Annotated in this window: 14 protein-coding genes; 5 read left to right on the top strand and 9 right to left on the bottom strand. The window is 49.9% G+C overall.

Translation table 11 applies throughout. The features are described 5' to 3' along the window. Positions 1 to 108: 108 nt before the first annotated feature. Positions 109 to 2,334, top strand: coding sequence for a S9 family peptidase (locus ACYVI1_RS31470; protein WP_460915638.1), 2,226 nt, complete (start codon positions 109 to 111; stop codon positions 2,332 to 2,334). 306 nt (positions 2,335 to 2,640) lie between these two features. After that, a complete protein-coding gene (gene lgt / locus ACYVI1_RS31465; RefSeq protein WP_460915636.1) occupies positions 2,641 to 3,666 on the top strand; it encodes a prolipoprotein diacylglyceryl transferase in 1,026 nt (341 codons plus the stop codon). 87 nt (positions 3,667 to 3,753) lie between these two features. On the opposite strand, the gene ACYVI1_RS31460 is transcribed toward lgt, so the two are convergent. The 5 genes from ACYVI1_RS31460 to ACYVI1_RS31440 form a co-directional block, all read right to left on the bottom strand. After that, positions 3,754 to 4,149 (bottom strand): Dabb family protein, encoded by a 396-nt coding sequence (locus ACYVI1_RS31460; protein WP_460915635.1) that lies wholly within the window; start codon positions 4,147 to 4,149, stop codon positions 3,754 to 3,756. 86 nt (positions 4,150 to 4,235) lie between these two features. Then, positions 4,236 to 5,462, bottom strand: a complete 1,227-nt coding sequence (locus ACYVI1_RS31455) for an NADP-dependent isocitrate dehydrogenase (RefSeq protein WP_460915634.1) — start codon at positions 5,460 to 5,462, stop codon at positions 4,236 to 4,238. A 135-nt stretch (positions 5,463 to 5,597) separates the two neighbouring features. Further along, on the bottom strand, positions 5,598 to 6,878 hold the full coding sequence (locus ACYVI1_RS31450) for an FG-GAP repeat domain-containing protein (RefSeq protein ID WP_460915633.1): 1,281 nt from the start codon (positions 6,876 to 6,878) through the stop codon (positions 5,598 to 5,600). A 141-nt stretch (positions 6,879 to 7,019) separates the two neighbouring features. Then, the gene (locus tag ACYVI1_RS31445) at positions 7,020 to 9,890 is read right to left on the bottom strand and encodes a PVC-type heme-binding CxxCH protein (protein WP_460915632.1); all 2,871 of its coding nucleotides are present in this window, start codon (positions 9,888 to 9,890) and stop codon (positions 7,020 to 7,022) included. A 131-nt stretch (positions 9,891 to 10,021) separates the two neighbouring features. Further along, complete coding sequence (locus tag ACYVI1_RS31440; RefSeq protein ID WP_460915630.1) at positions 10,022 to 10,708, bottom strand: 3-keto-disaccharide hydrolase; 687 nt, start codon at positions 10,706 to 10,708, stop codon at positions 10,022 to 10,024. Positions 10,709 to 10,964: 256 nt separating this feature from the next. On the opposite strand from ACYVI1_RS31440, the gene ACYVI1_RS31435 reads away from it, so the two are divergent. After that, entirely contained in the window at positions 10,965 to 12,683 is a 1,719-nt protein-coding gene (locus ACYVI1_RS31435) for a peptidase dimerization domain-containing protein (RefSeq protein WP_460915628.1), read from the top strand. Between the two features lie 102 nt (positions 12,684 to 12,785). Here the strand turns inward: ACYVI1_RS31435 and ACYVI1_RS31430 are convergent, their stop codons facing one another. Both ACYVI1_RS31430 and ACYVI1_RS31425 read right to left on the bottom strand, forming a co-directional pair. Further along, a complete protein-coding gene (locus tag ACYVI1_RS31430) occupies positions 12,786 to 13,628 on the bottom strand; it encodes an endonuclease/exonuclease/phosphatase family protein (RefSeq protein ID WP_460915627.1) in 843 nt (280 codons plus the stop codon). Positions 13,629 to 13,808: 180 nt separating this feature from the next. Then, a complete protein-coding gene (locus ACYVI1_RS31425; RefSeq protein ID WP_460915625.1) occupies positions 13,809 to 14,132 on the bottom strand; it encodes a hypothetical protein in 324 nt (107 codons plus the stop codon). A 291-nt stretch (positions 14,133 to 14,423) separates the two neighbouring features. On the opposite strand from ACYVI1_RS31425, the gene ffh reads away from it, so the two are divergent. Continuing rightward, positions 14,424 to 15,743 (top strand): signal recognition particle protein, encoded by a 1,320-nt coding sequence (ffh, locus tag ACYVI1_RS31420; RefSeq protein WP_460915623.1) that lies wholly within the window; start codon positions 14,424 to 14,426, stop codon positions 15,741 to 15,743. Positions 15,744 to 15,919: 176 nt separating this feature from the next. Beyond that, the gene (locus ACYVI1_RS31415) at positions 15,920 to 16,615 is read left to right on the top strand and encodes a porin family protein (RefSeq protein ID WP_460915621.1); all 696 of its coding nucleotides are present in this window, start codon (positions 15,920 to 15,922) and stop codon (positions 16,613 to 16,615) included. Positions 16,616 to 16,624: 9 nt separating this feature from the next. Here the strand turns inward: ACYVI1_RS31415 and ACYVI1_RS31410 are convergent, their stop codons facing one another. Continuing rightward, entirely contained in the window at positions 16,625 to 17,329 is a 705-nt protein-coding gene (locus ACYVI1_RS31410) for a DNA alkylation repair protein (RefSeq protein WP_460915619.1), read from the bottom strand. A gap of 59 nt (positions 17,330 to 17,388) precedes the next feature. Then, positions 17,389 to 18,846, bottom strand: coding sequence for a cell division protein FtsZ (gene ftsZ, locus ACYVI1_RS31405; protein WP_460915617.1), 1,458 nt, complete (start codon positions 18,844 to 18,846; stop codon positions 17,389 to 17,391). Positions 18,847 to 18,884: the final 38 nt, after the last annotated feature.

Below are 18,884 nucleotides of genomic sequence, written 5' to 3'. Positions count from 1 at the left end.
CGCCGGTGCGATACACAGAATTTAGAGATAATGGCTACTCTATGCTCTGAATGTCGCACCGGCGAACCGCTCTGTTGTTATATTTAATACCTAAATCTGGTTATACGCATGACAAGTCTTCGCTTTCTGCCTGTTAGTCTACTGATTCTGTTTATGAGTCAGGCCTTTGGCCAGACGCCTAAACCGATTACCCTCGATGACATTTGGGGCACTAACCAGGCCGTATTAAATCAGCGTACTGTTGCTGGCGTCAACTGGATGAAACAGGGCGGGTTTTATACGACACTCGATGGGGGTAAAATTAATAAATACACCATAACGACTGGATCGCTCGTTGAAACACTCTTCGACCCGCGACAGGCCACAGCATCAGAAAAGGGTCAGTTAATCAACATCGACGGGTATCAGCTCTCGGCAGATGAACGTAAATTACTTCTGACAACGCAGGAAGAGGCAATCTATCGCCGGTCGAGCAAAGCCGAGTTTTACGTTTATGACCTGACAACAAAGCAACTCACGCGCCTGAGTAAAGGCGGTAAACAACAATATGCTACCTTCTCGCCCGATGGCAAACGGGTAGCGTTTGTGCGCGACAATAACCTGTTTGTTGTCGACCTAACGACCGGCCGAGAAACTAAACTAACTACCGATGGTAAACGCAATGCCATTATCAACGGTGGCGCGGATTGGGTATATGAAGAAGAGTTCAGCATGGCACGGGCCTTTGAATGGTCGCCCGACAGTAGACGGGTGGCCTGGATTCGGTTTGATGAAAGCCGCGTTCCCGAATACGACATGCAGCTTTGGGGCGGTCTGTATCCGGTCGAATATCGGTTCAAATACCCTAAAGCAGGTGAGGCTAACTCACTCGTAACGGTTTGGATCGCTGATGTTCTGACCGGCAAAAAAGTGCAGGCGCAAACCACAGACGCGAAGGCTGGCATGGAGAACGACATCTACCTGCCCCGCATTCAGTGGACGAAGAGCGCGAATCTGCTTTCAGTTCGGCGGATGAATCGACTGCAGAATAAACTCGATCTGCTGCATGTTAATGCCACCAGCGGACAGGCCACAACGGTCCTGAGCGAAACAAACACAACGTATGTAGACCTGGAATTCACCGACGACCTGACGTATCTGAACGCGGGCGAATCGTTTATCTGGAGCAGCGAACGCAACGGCTACAAGCATTTGTATCTGTACGACATGGGGGGTAAACTCATCCGGCCTATTACCGGTTCGACGGCTCAGTCGGGCAATTTTGAGGTGGCCACCGTATCGGGTATAGATGAGAAGACGGGCACGATTTTTTTTACGTCTACGGAGGTGTCCCCGCTCGAACGGCACTTGTATCGCGTTGGGATAGATGGGCAGAACAAACAGCGGCTCACCACACAATCCGGTACATATCAGGCCAATTTCAGCCCCGATTTTGCCTGGTATCTGCTCTATCACACATCGGCTGGCGCACCCCTAACGGTTAGCCTGCGCGACACAAAAGCCACTCTGGATCGGCGCGTTCTGGAATCGAACGATGTGTTGAAAGCGCGGCTGGCGACCTACACGATTGCGCCGAAGCAGTTTTTTCAGACTAAAGCAGCCGACGGCACGCTCCTGAATGGCTGGATGATTGCGCCGACAAATTTGGATAGCACAACGAAGCACCCGGTACTGATGTTCGTATATGGCGGTCCCGGCTCGCAAACGGTTAAAAATGACTGGGACACCCGCGATTTTTTCTGGTACCAAACCCTGGTTCAAAAAGGATACATCATTGTGTCGGTGGATGGGCGTGGAACCGGCGGGCGCGGGACGGCTTTCCGCACCGCTACCTACGCTCAATTGGGTAAACTCGAAACCGACGACCAGATAGCCGTTGCCCGGCACCTGAAAACCCTGCCCTATGTTGATCCGAACCGTGTGGGCATCTGGGGCTGGAGTTACGGCGGCTACATGACGGCTCTCTGCATGACACTTGGCGCCGACGTGTTCAAAGCGGGCATCTCGGTATCGCCCGTTACGAACTGGCGCTTCTACGACACCGTTTACACCGAACGCTACCTAAAACGCCCGCAGGAAAACGCAGCCGGTTACGACGACAACTCGCCGGTTACGCACGCAGCCAAACTACGCGGGCCGTATCTGCTCATTCACGGCACTGGCGACGACAATGTCCATTTTCAGAATTCCATTGCCTTTGAGAACGCCCTGATTGCCGCCGGTAAGCAGTTTCAGTCGTTCTATTATCCTAACCGAAATCATGGTATCTATGGGGGCAATACACGGTTACATCTTTACCAGATGATGACGGATTTTGTGGAGAAGAATCTGTGATTTCTGTTTTCTTTATATTTGATAAAAACGCCTACCGCTCATGCAGGCTATCACGCTGACGATACCACCTACTTTTAACGTGGATAATGCGGAAGATTTTGCTTGCTGTGCCTGGCGAACTCTCATCTGCATATTGAGTACATTATCGATTGTCAGGTTGTTATATCATTGCAGGAGACAGGAATCCGAAACCAACCCTTTTGCGGAGACGCTCTCCCGCGACCGTGTGCTGATTGGGTTTACCACGAATGTGAAAGAAGTACTGAATTTTTGATTTTCTGCTATCAGGTTTACATAATTGCACTTATGCAACAGGAAAATATGCTTCAATACATTATCTGGAACGTTGATCCTGAAATCATTCGGATTGGTTCTTGGCCCGTGAGATGGTACGGCTTACTGTTCGCTACTGGATTTTTGATTGGTGTTCAGATTATGAGCTACATTTTTAGAACTGAGAAGAAGCCCCTCGCCGATACGGATTCGTTACTGATAACCATGATTGTCTCAACGATTTTAGGGGCCAGACTTGGGCACTTTTTATTTTATGAACCTTATATGTTCATTCAAGACCCGTTATATATCATAACTCCCCCTTATGGTGGATTAGCTAGCCATGGGGGTATACTGGGTATTACTGTTGGCCTTTGGCTTTACTCACGTCGTCAGTCCAGTCAAATTAGCGGTCAAACATTTTTATGGGTTAGTGATCGAATTTGCATCGTGGCGGCTTTAACAGGGGCCTTTATTCGATTTGGCAATCTAATGAACTCCGAAATTTTTGGTAAACCGACTGATGTACCCTGGGCTTTTATTTTCTTAAGAGATCATGAGTTTAGTCAAGTACCTCGCCATCCTACCCAACTTTATGAATCGTTATCTTACTTGATTTTATTTATAGGGCTATTCTGGTCTTGGAAGAATTACCGCAACCAAGCAGCATCGGGGAGTATGTTAGGCATCTCCTTAGTTTGGGTGTTTGGCCTACGATTCGTCTGGGAATTCTTCAAAGAAAACCAAGTTACTTTTGAAGATAACATGAGCCTTAATATGGGTCAACTTTTAAGTATACCAGCCATTTTGCTGGGCTTGATTTTACTGCTAAGAAATTTTATTAGACCAACCTCCCTAATTCCGATTGCCTTGGTAGTTCAAGCATCGAGCCTTTGTTATCAATGTGATTACCAGTCGGCTCTACCAGTCTCTAATAAGGCTACTTTAAAGAGATGTGAAGCTGTAATTTTGGATAAGCGTTCTCTAGAAATAAGACGTTTTGAAGACCATATAACGAAAACGAAAAAGCCGCTTTCTAATGTAAGTTCATTAACATAACCTTAGATATAAATCAACTCACTAAAAAACACAAAAAGGCTGTCTATATCCATGACAGCCTTTTTGTGTTTTTTAGTGAAATCGGCTTTACTTCCCCTGATTTGTAAAATCTACGACCGTCACCTCGGCCAGCCAGGGGCCAACGATGGTGCCGAACTCTTTGTGGGCGGGGTGGGGCAGGTAAGCATCACGGTCTTTCTCGGAGTCGAACGTCAGAATGAATGCGTGCGTCAGGCCCTTGTTGAGTTTTTCGGGGCTGTTGTTGGTTCCCCACTGAAACCCTTTGATCTGGCTGATTTTGGAAGGCAAAGCCTCAAACGCGGCCACGATTTCTTTCACTTTTTCGGTAGTAGTTTCGGGTTTGAACTTAAAGAGCACAATGTGCTGAACGGCGTTGTTTTTCATTTTTTTGACGGGTGGTTTGGCAAATGCGCTTACCGAAAGCAATAGGGAAACGGTGAGTAGAGTAAGGAGCTTTTTCATGGAGTTAGTTTTTTTGAACAAAGAAAACAAAAAGACCTGTAAGGTTTTTAAAACCTTACAGGTCTGAACAAATAAATGGTTTAACTCTACACTTGTACCAGTTTCGCTTTCAGATTCTCGTCCAGCGCTTCGAGGAAATCTTCGGTATTTAAATAATGCTCACCAGCTACTAACGTCGTATCGTTGGAGAAGGCCGATAGGGCCAGGTCTTTGGTCATCTTGCCACTTTCTACGGTTTCCACGCATACTTGTTCCAGCGCAGTGCAGAAGTCAATCAGGTCCTGGTTGCCATCGAGTTTACCCCGGAACGCCAGGCCGCGTGTCCAGGCATAGATCGAGGCAATGGGGTTGGTCGAGGTTTTGTTGCCTTTCTGGTATTCGCGGTAGTGGCGCGTTACCGTACCGTGGGCGGCTTCGGCCTCCATTGTATTGCCATCCGGCGTAACCAGCACCGACGTCATCAGCCCCAGCGACCCGAAGCCCTGCGCCACTGTATCGGATTGCACGTCGCCATCGTAGTTTTTGCAGGCCCAAACGAAGTTTCCGTGCCACTTCAGCGCCGAGGCTACCATGTCGTCAATCAGGCGATGCTCGTAGTGAACGCCTTTGGCTTTAAACTGACCTTCGTAAATCTCCTGGAAGATGTCTTTGAAGCGACCGTCGTATTTTTTCAGAATCGTGTTTTTGGTCGAGAGATAAAGCGGCCAGCCTTTTTGCTGAGCCATGTTAAAGCACGCCATGGCAAAACCCCGGATGGATTCATCGACGTTGTACATGCCCATGGCTACGCCCGATGTTTTGAACTTGAATACTTCATATTCCTGTATGGTACCGTCTTCGCCCTCAAATTTCATGGTCAGTTTACCCGCGCCCGGCACTAAAAAATCCGTCGCTTTGTATTGGTCGCCAAAGGCATGACGACCGACAATGATGGGGGCCGTCCAGTTGGTAACTAAGCGGGGCACATTGCTCATCACAATGGGTTCGCGGAACACCGTACCGTCCAGAATGTTGCGGATTGTGCCGTTGGGCGACTTCCACATCTGCTTGAGGTTGAACTCTTTCACCCGGTCTTCGTCGGGGGTGATGGTGGCGCATTTGATTCCGACACCGTATTCTTTAATGGCATTGGCCGCGTCAATCGTTACCTGATCATTGGTTTCGTCGCGGTATTCGATGCCGAGGTCGTAGTACTTAATATCAACGTCAACGTAGGGCAGAATCAGCTTGTCTTTAATGAACTTCCAGATAATACGGGTCATTTCGTCACCATCCAGTTCGACAACCGGATTTGCTACCTTAATTTTTTCCATTTGACTTGGTTATAAACGATTGAAAACGATACGAAAACCTGGCCGCAAAAGTAATAAATATAGCCTAAACATGGGTACTCCTTTGCCACACTACTCCGCTGGTATTTGGCAGGTCAATGCTTAGAACAAGGCACTCTATTTCTTAATCTTATTCTCGAATAAAAAAACACCGTTTTTATTAGCCACAACAATATCGGGCCGCTTATCGCCATTCATATCTTGCGCCACAATATTGAGACCAGCGCCGGAATCATTGTCGATAATGTGTTCTTTGTAATAGGGCTCCTTGCCGGGAGTGAATTCAAGCCATAGCAGGATGGCCGGATCACTGTCGCCGGGGTCGCGGCCATGATGAGCCAGAAACCGCTTGCCAGTAATGTAGTCTTTGCGGCCATCGCCGTTTAGGTCGGCCATGATAGAAGAGTGGGTTTGGGCCGTGGTGTTGCTCATCAGGTGAGTTTTGAAATTGATTTTACCCGACTCATCAGCTACCTGCTCATGCCACCAGACGCCGAGGGCATGCGCTGATGCGCTTACAACGTCGTTTTTGCCATCGCCATTCACATCCAGCACTTGCATGTGGGAGCAGGGTTCGCCTAAGTTGGCCGGGTGAAATACCCAGTTGCCGGATTTGTTATTGGCGGTTCCTTCAAACCATCCTTCCCGAATCACAACATCGTTAAACCCATCCTTATTCACATCGCCATAGCCAATTCCGTGCGAGAAAATCTCGGTGCCGGGCACATTCTCCTGGCTGAGAGCAAACCGCTTCCAGTCCGTTTCGCCGGGTTTTGTCGGGGACTTTAACCAGACAATTTGCTTTTTGGCCTTATCCCCACAGAGAATGTCGAGTCGGCCATCGCCATCTATATCAATAAACCCCGGCGACTCATTGGCGATGCCAACTGAATCGGCAAGGATGTGTTTTTTCCATTCCGCACCGGCGGACCGCCCCTGCTGATTTTTAGGGTTTTCAAACCAGAAACCGGGCTTTCCAGGAAAATCGACAATCACTACATCATCCCAGCCATCCTGATTCACATCCATACCCAGGTTCAGGAATGAATTGCTGTACTCCTTTCGGGGGTCATATGCGCGGGAGGGGGCCATTTCGTGCCGGGTCCAGTTGGGCGCTTCAAACCAGTAGTAACCGGCCACAATGTCCATGCGCCCATCTTTATTTAGATCGGCGACGGCGACGCCTTCGGATATGAAATCGCGGGTTATTGTCGTCTTCACAAAGTCGTTGGACGGAACAACCGGTTTGGCCGGATTATCCGCTTTTGCAGCCGTATTTGTGGCCTGCTGTTGCCGTATGTTGAACAGCGGCTTATCCTGGCAATAGGCGTTTGTCAGCCAGCAGCAAAGCAGGATATTTAAGAGAACTTGATTGTACGTATTTGTGCTTGTATTCATGGTAGTTGGTGTTATCCGAGGGCGATGCCCCCGGTTATGGTATCCAACCCCTACAGGGTTATTTTGTGATGGCCTTTCAAGTTTTAACCCTGTAGAGGTTGAACATGGATATCCGGGGGCATCGCCCCCGGATCAAAACCCTCACTCCTCCAGCACCTTAGCAATCAGCGTTTGTATCTCGTGATTCTCGTGCGAATGATCCAGTTTGCCCACGCGGTCGTTCAATTCTTTCAGCAGCTTTTTGGCATCGTCGGTACCAATGGCAGCAATTCGCTGAATGGTGTAGGTTAACTGCTTTGGCATTTTTGATTTCTGGGCCAGTGCCAGCGCTCGTTTCATATCCACAGCGGCCAGCGGTTCGGCGGCATACCACAGCATCAGCGGCAGGTTGTGATCATCCTTGTCTACATCTTTCTGAACGAGGGCATCCAGCACATCCCACCGCTGAGCGGGTTCCAGCCGAAGCATGGCCGAGGTTAAATAGAGCCGAACAAGCGCAGAGTTGTCCGTTTGCGCCAAAGCCGCGAAGCGTTTCAGGGTTTCCGGCGAAACGGTTTTGTTTTCGGCCAATAGCTGAATGGCCCAGCTTCGGACGTATTCATTTTCGTTGGCCAGCAAGTCTGCCAACTCGTTTTCGGTTAGTCCTTTCGTTACATGAAGCGCCCATAACGCCCGGAGTTTACGGGTAGCATCCGGGTTTTTGGCCAGAATTTCTTTTAAGGCTTTATGCACTTTTTTATTCGGGCCGCGCTCCTGCAACAGGGTTCGGGCCTGCCGCACATACCATTCGTTGGCATGGAGTTGATAATTCACCAGTTCCTTATCCGACGCCTTTGCCAAATCGACTTGCACCCACTTGTCATTATCATGCGTGATCTTGAAAATCCGGCCCATCGTTTTGTTATGCACGTCGGGGTTGGGGCTGTGGCACTGGTTCTTGTCGTACCAGTCGATGGCCCACACCGAACCGCTGGGGTCGTATTTCATATTCAGCCACTGCGACCAGGAATCGTTCATGGCCAGAAAATCCGGTTTGTGAGTGACCATATAGCCCGATCCTGACCGGGTTGGGTGATCCTGGTTCAGTTTGGCCCCATTGATGTTGTTCATGAAAATATCGTTCCGGTACTCCTTCGGCCAACTGTCGCCACCTAAATAAATCATGGCCCCGGCATGAGCGTGTCCACCGCCCGCTGACCCCGACCGGAAATTACCGGCATGAGGACCTCGTTCGCCCACCCAGTGAACATGGTCGGCGTGGGTTTTAATGTCGTCGTAGGTATAGGGGTTGAAATGTTTCCCACCCTGCCGCTGATAGCGCCCGCCCTGTATCATGTGATACATATGCGGAATGACGCAGGCCGTGATGAAGGCGTGGCCGTAGTCATTGAAATCAAGCCCCCAGGGATTACTGGTGCCTTCGGCAAATAGCTCGAACTGATGCGTAGTCGGGTGAAACCGCCATACCCCGGCGTTCAGTTTGGTCCGTTCCGAATCGGGCGCGCCCGGTTTGCCAACGTTGGAGTGGGTAAACACACCGTGGGTGCCGTAGAGCCAGCCATCAGGCCCCCACCGCAGGCTGTTCAGGGTTTCGTGGGTATCCTGCGTGCCCCAGCCGTCGAGCAGTTTTTGGGGCGGACCCGTGGGTTTATCATTGGTAAAATCGGCGGGAATAAACCACAGGTACGGGGCCGCACCCAGCCACACGCCACCCATACCTACTTCCATGCCGCTAACCAGATTCAGTCCCTCAATAAAGACTTTCCGCTTGTCCAGTGTTCCATCGCCATTGGTATCTTCAAAGATCAGAATGCGGTCGCGGCCCTGGCCTTCGGGCGCCGGAACCGGGTAGGTGTGCCCCTCCACTACCCAAAGTCGACCGCGCGAATCGGTGGTGAAACAAATCGGACGGATGATGTCCGGTTCGGCGGCTGCCAGCGTGATTTTAAACCCGTTGGGCAGGGTCATGGCTTTAGCCGCTTCGATACCCGAAAGCCCGGCATTGAGCACAGGGTCTAAGGGCGGCAGGATGATAATGTCTTTTTGCTTCAACTCGTTCGGAAAATCAGGGCGAGTCGGATAAAAGAGAAATTCATCGAAATTGATGTGCGCCCATTTATCATTCGGGATGTAGGGAATCTGCGAAATGCCAGTCTCGTTGTCGATGATCCGAATGAATATCTCCTGATTCAGGTAAGGCTGTAAATCAACGACAACCGGCTGAAGCGTGGCCCGACCCTGCCCCGTACTATGAAAAATGACCTTATCCGTGCTTGCCTGTACGAGTTCGACGCGCGTATCCTGCAACGCCCCGCCCGACACCCGAAATGCGGCAAAGGGTTGGGTTACAGTAAAGGGCACAGACGTTAAGGTTCCGGTTAATTTATAGTTTGTGGTTCCCCCGCTGCTCAGAAAATACTTCCCGGCAAAGCCAATACTCATCTCTTTCTCATGAACCGGCGAAGGGTCTGCGTTAAAAAGAGGGCTGGTAAAAGCCTCTCCGGTGGCGGTCCAGTCTTTCAGGGTCCCCGTCTCAAAATTCAGGTTCAGCGGTTGTCCGATCTTCATGGGTAGCTGTCCGGCAATCATCGCATTGGAGATAGCGCCCTCCACCACCTCGACACTTCCGACCATACCGGCCGCCCGATGCCCCGGAACCGTGCAGTAATACGTATCGGTTTTATCGGCAGTAAAAGTGATGCTGGCACTGGTTCCCTTCTCCTGAAGTGTCTTGCTTTTGATGCCGAGTTTTTCCAGGGCGATGTCATGCGTCATCAACTCGCCGTTGGTAATGGTAATGCGGACCCGGTCGCCTTTGTTGGCCCGCAGGGTAGGGTTGCGGGCACCATCCTTACTAAAATAACCCAGCATGGTCGATTCCAGCGCATACTCGCGGTCAACCTTTGCCGTATCCTGAACGACCTTTGTTTTGGACGACTGGGCCTTGCTGTGCGTTTGGGCTACCAAGAAAATGACACTAAGAAAGGCTACAAGCAAATGAAATTTGTGCATAGGAATAAGCATAAATTGGTTAACGCGAATGATAATTGACAGCAGGTTTTAATTTCGACAGGATTACAGGATTAACAGGATTGAAAGAGGAAGAAAATCCTGTTAATCCTGTAATCCTGTCGACATTAAAACTACAGTTCGGAAATGGTCAGGTCCCGGAATTCCACCTGGGCCACACCTCCGCTGTGAATCTGAACGGCAATGACCCCTTTTTGGGGAATTTTGCGGTCCTGCTCCACGTAATCAGCGGTTTTGACGCCATTGATATACAGCTCGTGCCGGTTGCCTTTGCAGCGGATAATGTAACTATTCCAGCCATCTTCCTTTAGGAGCCGTTTGAGGGTACTCAAATCGCCCCCAACCAGTTTGCCGCGCCGGTGTTCATCATAAATATCGCCCCAATACCCAGTGCCAATGTCGGCCTGATAGCCAACTATTTTACCGCCCTCAAGGACCGAACGATACTGAATTCCGCTGTTGATCATCCCCGTCTTGGGGTCGCCATGCAACCGAAACAGACAACGGAATTCAAAATCACCATACTCTTTCAGCGTATGCAAATACGTATTCTCCGGTATCTTTTTCAGGCCGTCACCGCTCCAAATCACGCTGTCTTTCACAACCCACAGGTTCGCATGGGCCGGGTCGACCGTTTTCCAGCCGGTTAAGGTTTTCCCATCAAATAAGGATTCTGTCTTTACGGACGATTGAGCCAATACCTGTACCCGGCTGAAAACCAGAATGCAGACCATGAACGGCAACATCACAAACCGGTTTGCTACGCTTGTTCCCAGAAAAAGATTCCAGTTTAATTTCATGTATGAAATGGTTTTGGGCATGTATCCGCTTTTTCATAAAAGCATAAAGTGCCGGGAAATATCCTTATCCTCCGTTAAAGATATAGGCCAAATCAAGTAATTTATTGGGCTAATCCGATTTTAGCCAGACATACGAGCCGGAAAATAACTGCTTGCAGATGCTCTTTTTCAGGATAAATCAGATAGGTAATCGCATTTTTGCCCTATATTTATCAACTTAACTGCTCGTCTATCTCTATAAAATTTGGCATTTTTTATGAAATACTGTACAAATCTTTTACTTGGGTTGCTATTGCTTCCTGCTGTCCTGTTTGGCCAGCCGAAAAAAGCAAAACCTACCGACAACCGGGCGTCGAACCGAATTGACAAACTGAAAGCCGAAGCGGTGGCTTCCGTTGAAACCAATAAGGTGATGGCGCAGCAAATAAACGACATGCTGTTCAGTTTCTCGGAACTGGGTTTCCAGGAAGAAGAGTCGTTTAACTACCTGACGGGCTTGCTCGAAAAAGAAGGCTTCACCGTCAGGAAAGGCATTGCCGGTATCCCCACCGCCTGGATTGCTACCTGGGGGTCGGGCAAGCCACTTATTGCTATCGGCTCCGATATCGACTGCATTCCCAAAGCCAGCCAGAAACCCGGCGTAGCCTACAAAGACCCGATTGTGGAAGGCGCTCCCGGTCATGGCGAAGGGCACAACTCAGGTCAGGCGCTCAACATTGTGGCGGTGCTGGCGGTGAAGAAACTGATGGAGCGGGAGAAAATCCCGGGTACACTCATGCTCTGGCCGGGTGTAGCCGAAGAACTCGTCGGCACCAAAGCATTCTACGTTCGGGACGGTTATTTCAAAGATGTCGATGCCTGCATTTTCACCCATGTGGGTAACAACCTCGGCGTGTCGTGGGGCGACAATGGCAATAACGGTCTGGTATCGGTACGGTTTAATTTTGAAGGCCAGGCTGCCCACGCGGCTGGTGCGCCCTGGCGTGGGCGGAGTGCGCTGGATGCCGTCGAACTGATGAACATTGGCTGGAATTTCCGGCGCGAACACCTCGAACTTACTCAACGCTCGCATTACGTCATTTCGGATGGGGGCGACCAACCCAATGTAGTGCCTTCCAAAGCCGCCGTTTGGTACTACTTCCGCGAACGGACCTATCCCAAAATCAAGAAACTTTTTGAAACGGGCGTAAAAATGGCGGAGGGAGCCGCGATGATGACCGATACTAAATTCACCTACGATATTCTGGGGTCGGCCTGGCCCGTGCATACCAACCGCCCCATTGCGGCTGCGATGTATGAGAATATCAAAAAAGTTGGCCTGCCAGCCTGGTCAGATGACGATCAGCTTTTGGCGCGGGCCTCGCAGATCGAGTTACAGGCCCCGAAAATTGAGGGTCTGGCTGTGAAATTAGATTCGATGGGGATGCCTACTTCATCGGCACCGGTGGTGATGATGGGTGGCCAGACCATGACACCCATGGGTGGTGGCTCCGACGATATCGCCGATATTTCGTGGTCGCTGCCGACAATCGTGCTGCGCTACCCCAGCAACATTCCGGGTCTGCCGGGGCACCACTGGGCCAATGCCATTTCAATGGCTACACCCATTGCCCACAAAGGAGTTGTGTACGGGGCCAAAGCCGAAGCGATGACGCTGCTGGACTTGCTGCTAAAACCCGAAATTATCAAAGAAGCGTGGGCCTATTACAAAGACGAACAAACTAAAGACATCAAGTATGAACCGCTAATTTCGCCCAAAGAGCAACCAGCGATTTATCTGAACAAGAAGATTATGGCGGAGTTCAAGCCGAAATTATCAACGTTTTATTACGACCCCAGCAAGTATAAAACCTATTTAGAGCAACTCGGCATCAAGTACCCAACCCTGCGCGACGATCAACGGGAGGCCGTTAAAAAGCAACTCGAAAAAGACAAATCGACAGCAGCCAAAGTTTCGTCGTCGCGGTCGGAGTAGTGTTTTGTCGTGCTGGAACTTTGTCATGTTTGGTTTGCACCACACAAAGTCAGGGTCAAATAAGAATGAGTGGAGTCGGTTTCTCAAAACTGACTCCACTCATTAGTTTATGACCACAGTTGCCACCACCGGCTGATGGTCGGACGGGTAGCGCTGTTGGTTGGCGTCGGTTAAGACACCGTATTTCAACACATCGAACCCCTTGCTTACGAAGATGTAGTCGATGCGATCCTTCATCGGCGCATCGAATTTGAAGGCGTTGAACGTACCTTCAGGACCATAAGGCGGCTGGGCCGTAATTTGATGGGCGTCGCTCAAAACGGTCTGAATGTGTTGGATTTGCTCGGTTTCGGGGGTTGAATTAAAGTCGCCCACCAGAATTACCGGTTCATTGTTAGCGATCGCCTTTAGTTTCGCCACCATCAGTTTTCCCGATTGCCGCCGGGCCTCAACCCCCTGGTGATCGAAGTGAACGCTGAAAAAGTAAAACGATTTTTTCGTATTCACATCGCTGAACTTAGCCCACGAACAGATGCGGTTACAGCAAGTCGCGTCCCAGCCTTTGCCGGGTTTGTCGGGGGTTTCGCTCAACCAGAAATTGCCCGACTCAAGCACCTTAAACCGTTCTTTTTTGTAGAAAATCGCCGAATGTTCACCCGCTTCTTTGCCATCATCGCGACCAACTCCCAAAAATGCAAACTCGTTCAGTTCGGCAATACCGTCCAATTGATTTCGCAGCCCTTCCTGGGTTCCGAAAAGGTCAAATTCATGAAATCGAATGAGCGCTTTCACATTTTCCTTCCGATTCGGCCAGGCATTGATGCCATCGTTTTTGTTGTCGTAGCGAATGTTATAGGTCGCCACATTGATTGGGGCTGATTTCTGAGCAAACAAGGTCTCTGACAGCAGCATACCTGTCAGGACGAAGAGAACCGGGAATGGCATGGTTAATTTGTTTGAGAGACAGCTACCTAAAAGAAGTCCGCAGCGTGAGGTTCCTACCGATTTTGCGACGTAAATAAAGAATTTCGGCTGACTATGTCTAACTCTTGCCTGCCATAAAGCGCAAGCAAAATGCCCATCGATTGTGAAAACCGATGGGCATTTTGATGGTTTATAAGGCTGCTATTTAGTAGTTGTACGGTGAGAATGACTTACTTCACGCATCATGGTTATCAGGCGTTTCCAGCATCGGTCAATGGTTTTCTTATCATGTTGTTTCGGCTCTTTGGGCAATGGGCCAGCGAGTGTCCTGTCTGATTTAGCCGTAGTGTTCCGAGCTAAAACCGGATTAGTTACCCGTTTGACCGCTTCTGTGCCAGGGCTTGGCGTGGTTGTGAATGCCCGTTGCGAGGGCATTGCGACAGTTACCGTCGTTACAAACGGGCAGGCAATTAATGAGACAGTGGCTGCATACCCTGCTGCTTTTTTCATCAAAAGAGTTCTCATGAGGCAATTGGTTTAGAATTACTGTTGGGTCAATTCAGCAATCCATGCAAAGAGGTGCATTCATTGCGAATATAACGAAATAGTATTATTGCCTCATGCAATTGTATTAAAATAAAAATTAAACAGGTATCTATTTTTCCTTTAGCAACTATAGTGCCAAAAAATTGATATGGTTAATTGCTACAGAAAAATGGTCTCATCTTTATGATTATGCAACCACGCCTAATTCGTCTACAGGCACTTATTGCCCGTTATAAACTGTTATCTTTGTCCCATCGTTTGTAAACTACTATGTTTGAGAATCTTCAGGATAAGCTGAATAAGGCCATTAAAACCCTTAAAGGGCAGGGCCGCATTACCGAAATTAATGTTGCCGCAACCATTAAAGAAGTGCGCCGGGCACTTACCGATGCCGACGTTAACTACAAAGTTGCCAAAGACATTACCGACCGCATTCGGGATAAGGCGCTCGACCGAAAAGTGCTGATTTCAGTTGAACCGGGCCAGTTGTTTGTCAAGATCGTTCAGGAGGAACTGACCGAGTTGATGGGGGGCGAAGCGCAGGGCATCAACATCAAGGGCGAACCAGCCGTTATCCTGATCGCGGGTTTGCAGGGATCTGGTAAAACCACTTTTTCAGGCAAACTGGCTTCCTATCTGAAAAAACAGGGCCGGACGGTCCTGCTGGTAGCCGCCGATATTTACCGTCCGGCGGCCATCGACCAGTTAAAAGTGCTGGGCGAGCAGGTTGGCGTAGAGGTGTATTCGGAGCCGGAAAACAAGAACGCTGTTGTCATCGCACAGAACGGTATTGCTGAAGCCCGCAAAACCGGGAAGAAAATCGTTATCATCGACACGGCGGGCCGTTTGGCGGTAGACGAGGTTATGATGCAGGAAATCGAAGCCGTTAAGCGGGCCGTTTCTCCTACCGAAACGTTGTTTGTAGTCGATTCGATGACCGGGCAGGATGCAGTCAACACGGCCAAAACGTTCAACGAACGGCTTAATTTTGACGGGGTAGTGCTAACTAAACTCGATGGCGATGCGCGGGGCGGAGCCGCGCTTTCCATTAAAACGGTCGTTAATAAACCCATCAAATTCATTAGCACGGGCGAGAAAATGGAAGCTCTCGACGTGTTCTACCCCGACCGGATGGCGAGCCGGATTCTGGGTATGGGCGATGTGATTTCGCTGGTGGAACGGGCGCAGCAGGCGTTTGATGAAGACGAAGCCAAGCGCATCAACGCTAAAATGCGTAAGAATCAGTTCGACTTCGATGACTTTCTGTCGCAGTTGCAGCAGATTAAAAAGATGGGTAACGTTAAAGACCTGCTCGGTATGATTCCGGGTATGGGCAAGATGATTAAGGATTTAGACATCGACAACGACTCCTTTAAGCCCATTGAAGCCATTATCAGTTCGATGACACCCCAAGAGCGTAGCCGCCCCGACATCATTGAGGGAAGTCGTAAGAAACGCATCGCGGCTGGCAGTGGCACGAGCATTCAGCAGGTGAATAATTTGCTGAAGCAATTCGATGAAATGCGTAAGATGATGAAGAAAATGAACACCATGCAGTCATCGGGCAAATTGAACAAGATGATGCGATAGCGTATTTAGGGTATACGATTGCCGACGCCCCGCCAGCTTTAAGCTGACGGGGCGTTTTGCCTGGGTGCCAATTCAGTCGTTCTCTAACCTGTTGTAATGCTGGATAGTAGATACCCGATATAAACTGATTTACACAATGACGTGGGTAGCTGCTAAACTTATTAACTTCCTTTCTCATGAACCGACTTGTCCTGATTTTACTCATCGTACCCAGCATTGGCTTCGCCCAATTTGGCGGTACGGGCAAGTTCTTTACATTCGGCGTGAAGGTTGGCGCTAATTTCTCCCAGCTTAACACGCTCGAGTTAAAAACGCCCCGACTCACCGGGCCGGGTGGGATACCGGTTGTTTCGGGCGGGCAAATTGTGTATGATTTTTTTCAGGATAACAATAAAAACACCACAGGTATTGTTGGCGGGGCTTTTTTTCGGTTCGGTCAGAAATTCTTTATTCAACCTGAACTCCTCTTTTCCGCCAAAGGTGGCTCATTCGACCTGATTCGGTCGGGGCTGGCTACCCAGCAGATCGATGTACGACTCACTACGCTGGATGTTCCCGTACTCATCGGTTTTCGACTTGGTCCGCTTCGCCTGAACGCTGGCCCGATGGCTTCGCTAACCATTTCGGAAAATAAAAGCCTCAAAGGTGCTCTAAACCAATATACGTCACAATCTATTGACGAAACGGTCAAACAAGCCGTATTTGGATATCAGGCAGGCGTCGGCCTGACCTTGCTGGGCTTTCAACTCGACGCGCGTTATGAGGGAAACCTCTCCGATTTGTCGCAGGTGGGTATCAGTACGCCCGGCAACGACGCTCGTTTCACGGCTAAAACAACGCTCTGGCAACTGACAGTGGGCTACGCGTTCTGACCTTGCCATTCATAAATCCAGATAATAGCGCCGACGGGCTGGTTCGAATCGCTCAATGGCGTAACGAAGGGTTGTGCGTGGCAGTTGCCGGACATGGTCGTGCAGAAACTCTTCCAGCGCGTCAGCATTACGCTTGCCTACTTCGCGCAGCATCCAGCCAATTGCTTTATGAATCAGATCGTGTTTGTGCGACAGCAGCAGTTCGGCGATGGCAAATGTATCGGCAAACTGCCCCAGCCGAATAAGGGCAAATGTAGAGACGATAGCTATGCGCTGGCCCCAGAGATAGGCCTGGCTGGCCAGTTCGTAAAGAACGGAACGATCCCCGTAAATGACCGCCCGACCGAGAATATGCGGACAGGTGACATCGACCAAATCCCAGTTGTTGATGTGTTGCCGGTTGCCTAAGTACCGTTCCAGAATGGCCGCTTGTTGCGCCGGATTGCCTTTTCGGGTTTGATGCACCCAAATCAGTAGTCCGGTCATCCGGCATTCATGGTAAGAATCCTGCACTAATTTTTCCGTTTCAGCGAGGGGCAGGTTCTGGTATTGTTTTGCGACAAGGTGTTGCTGGGGCATGGAAAGCCCTAAAAACTGGTCGCCTTCGCCATATTGACCCAGTCCCGTTTTGAAAAAACGAGCCACAAGAATGGACCGTTCAGGTTGGGCCAGTGCCAGTAAGGTCTGTTTAACGTCGGTATGAGTCAATTCCATAATGACAAAAAAAGCAGAGACCCATAGGAGTCTCTGCCAGTAGCATCGCCAGATTCCGGTTAGTCATTCAGTTTCGTGCGAATGAATTCCTGCTCCGACAGCAGGGGCAGGGAGTAGAGCATGGTTTTGTTCCGTTCAAACGTTGGGCGGTCAAGGTCAGCCGCTAAATACTGGCCTTTCACAAACATTTCTACTGTTCGCTTAATTAGGTCGGCGTCATTTGGGCGCTCTTCTTCATCCAGCACCAACACACTTTCGTCAAGTACATCGTCGATGAAGGTGCCCGTCGTTGGGTTTTCTGGCCGAATCGTAGTCGTACCTACGTTGTAGCCGCCAGTGGGTGTTTGTTTGTCATCCGATTTAACGCTCATGCCGGCTGGTTCGGGATTAATTTCGTCGCCATTGGCGTCGACAAGAACCAGCTCTTCTGATGTTCCCTCCTGATTCAGGCTATCTTCCGGCAACTCATTTTCGGCATCCTTCACATTCTCCTCCACAGGCTTTATACCCGCATCGGTTGAACTTCCAAGCTGATCCATGAGCGTAGATGTCCCGTCGAAACCAGCCGCTATGATCGTCACGCGCAACTTCTCGCCCAGATTTTCGTCCGTGATCGCGCCGAACTTAAACATTCGGGCTTCGCTCTGAATTTTCTTGGCAACGTGTTCTGAAATCGCCATTTGTTCTTTCAACTTCATGGCGTGCTGTTTGCTCGACGAAATCGTCAGCAGAATTCGTTTGGCTCCGCGAATATCATGGTCGTTGAGCAGCGGGGAGTTCAGCGCGGCTTCGATGGCCCGCAGCGCCCGATCTTCGCCCGCTATCTCCGCCGAACCCATCACCGATTGCCCAGCCTGTTCGAGTACTTTCTTCACGTCGGCAAAGTCAGCATTAATGTCGCCCTGGGTTGTAATAATTTCAGCAATGCTTTTCACGGCATTGGCCAGTACATCGTCGCCGTGAGCATAAGCCTCGGTCCATGTCTCTTCGCTATATAACTCAGCCAGCTTATCGTTCAATACAACCAGCACGGTATCGCAGCTTTTCTTTAGCTTTTCAATCCCATCACGTGCCTGTTCTTTCTTGTCAGTTCCTTCATACCAGTAAGGGGCCGTCACAACGGCAACCGTCAGGAGTCCCATCTCGCGGGCTACTTCGGCCACTACCGGTGCTGCGCCGGTGCCGGTGCCCCCGCCCATACCCGCCGTAATGAACACCATTTTAGTGGGCGGAGCCAGCAGATTTCGAATTTCGTCGATACTAGCGCGGGCCGCATCTTCACCCGCTTTGGCTTCAGTTCCGGCGCCCAAACCGTCGCCCAGTTGCAGCTTCGTTTTCACGGGGTTGCTCATCAGGGCCTGACGGTCTGTATTACACACGGCAAAACTGACATCCTTCATGTCTAATTTGTCCATGTGCTTAACGGCATTTCCGCCCATGCCGCCCACGCCAACAACCTTAATGATAATTGGGTTTTCGTCGGCCTCTGTTTCGAATCTATAGCCCTGATTATTCATCGTGTGGGTATGTAATGTCTATTCGTTATACAAGAATT

Source organism: Spirosoma areae, assembly GCF_054781775.1.
The sequence above is the reverse complement of the archived record's forward strand: the minus strand, read 5'-3'. Positions and strand labels throughout refer to the sequence as shown.

Coding starts and splice junctions, on each gene's coding strand:
- ACYVI1_RS31470 (WP_460915638.1), top strand. CDS start 109: ATGACAAGTCTTCGCTTTCTGCCTGTTAGTCTACTGATTCTGTTTATG.
- lgt (WP_460915636.1), top strand. CDS start 2,641: ATGCAACAGGAAAATATGCTTCAATACATTATCTGGAACGTTGATCCT.
- ACYVI1_RS31460 (WP_460915635.1), bottom strand. CDS start 4,149: ATGAAAAAGCTCCTTACTCTACTCACCGTTTCCCTATTGCTTTCGGTA.
- ACYVI1_RS31455 (WP_460915634.1), bottom strand. CDS start 5,462: ATGGAAAAAATTAAGGTAGCAAATCCGGTTGTCGAACTGGATGGTGAC.
- ACYVI1_RS31450 (WP_460915633.1), bottom strand. CDS start 6,878: ATGAATACAAGCACAAATACGTACAATCAAGTTCTCTTAAATATCCTG.
- ACYVI1_RS31445 (WP_460915632.1), bottom strand. CDS start 9,890: ATGCACAAATTTCATTTGCTTGTAGCCTTTCTTAGTGTCATTTTCTTG.
- ACYVI1_RS31440 (WP_460915630.1), bottom strand. CDS start 10,708: ATGAAATTAAACTGGAATCTTTTTCTGGGAACAAGCGTAGCAAACCGG.
- ACYVI1_RS31435 (WP_460915628.1), top strand. CDS start 10,965: ATGAAATACTGTACAAATCTTTTACTTGGGTTGCTATTGCTTCCTGCT.
- ACYVI1_RS31430 (WP_460915627.1), bottom strand. CDS start 13,628: ATGCCATTCCCGGTTCTCTTCGTCCTGACAGGTATGCTGCTGTCAGAG.
- ACYVI1_RS31425 (WP_460915625.1), bottom strand. CDS start 14,132: ATGAGAACTCTTTTGATGAAAAAAGCAGCAGGGTATGCAGCCACTGTC.
- ffh (WP_460915623.1), top strand. CDS start 14,424: ATGTTTGAGAATCTTCAGGATAAGCTGAATAAGGCCATTAAAACCCTT.
- ACYVI1_RS31415 (WP_460915621.1), top strand. CDS start 15,920: ATGAACCGACTTGTCCTGATTTTACTCATCGTACCCAGCATTGGCTTC.
- ACYVI1_RS31410 (WP_460915619.1), bottom strand. CDS start 17,329: ATGGAATTGACTCATACCGACGTTAAACAGACCTTACTGGCACTGGCC.
- ftsZ (WP_460915617.1), bottom strand. CDS start 18,846: ATGAATAATCAGGGCTATAGATTCGAAACAGAGGCCGACGAAAACCCA.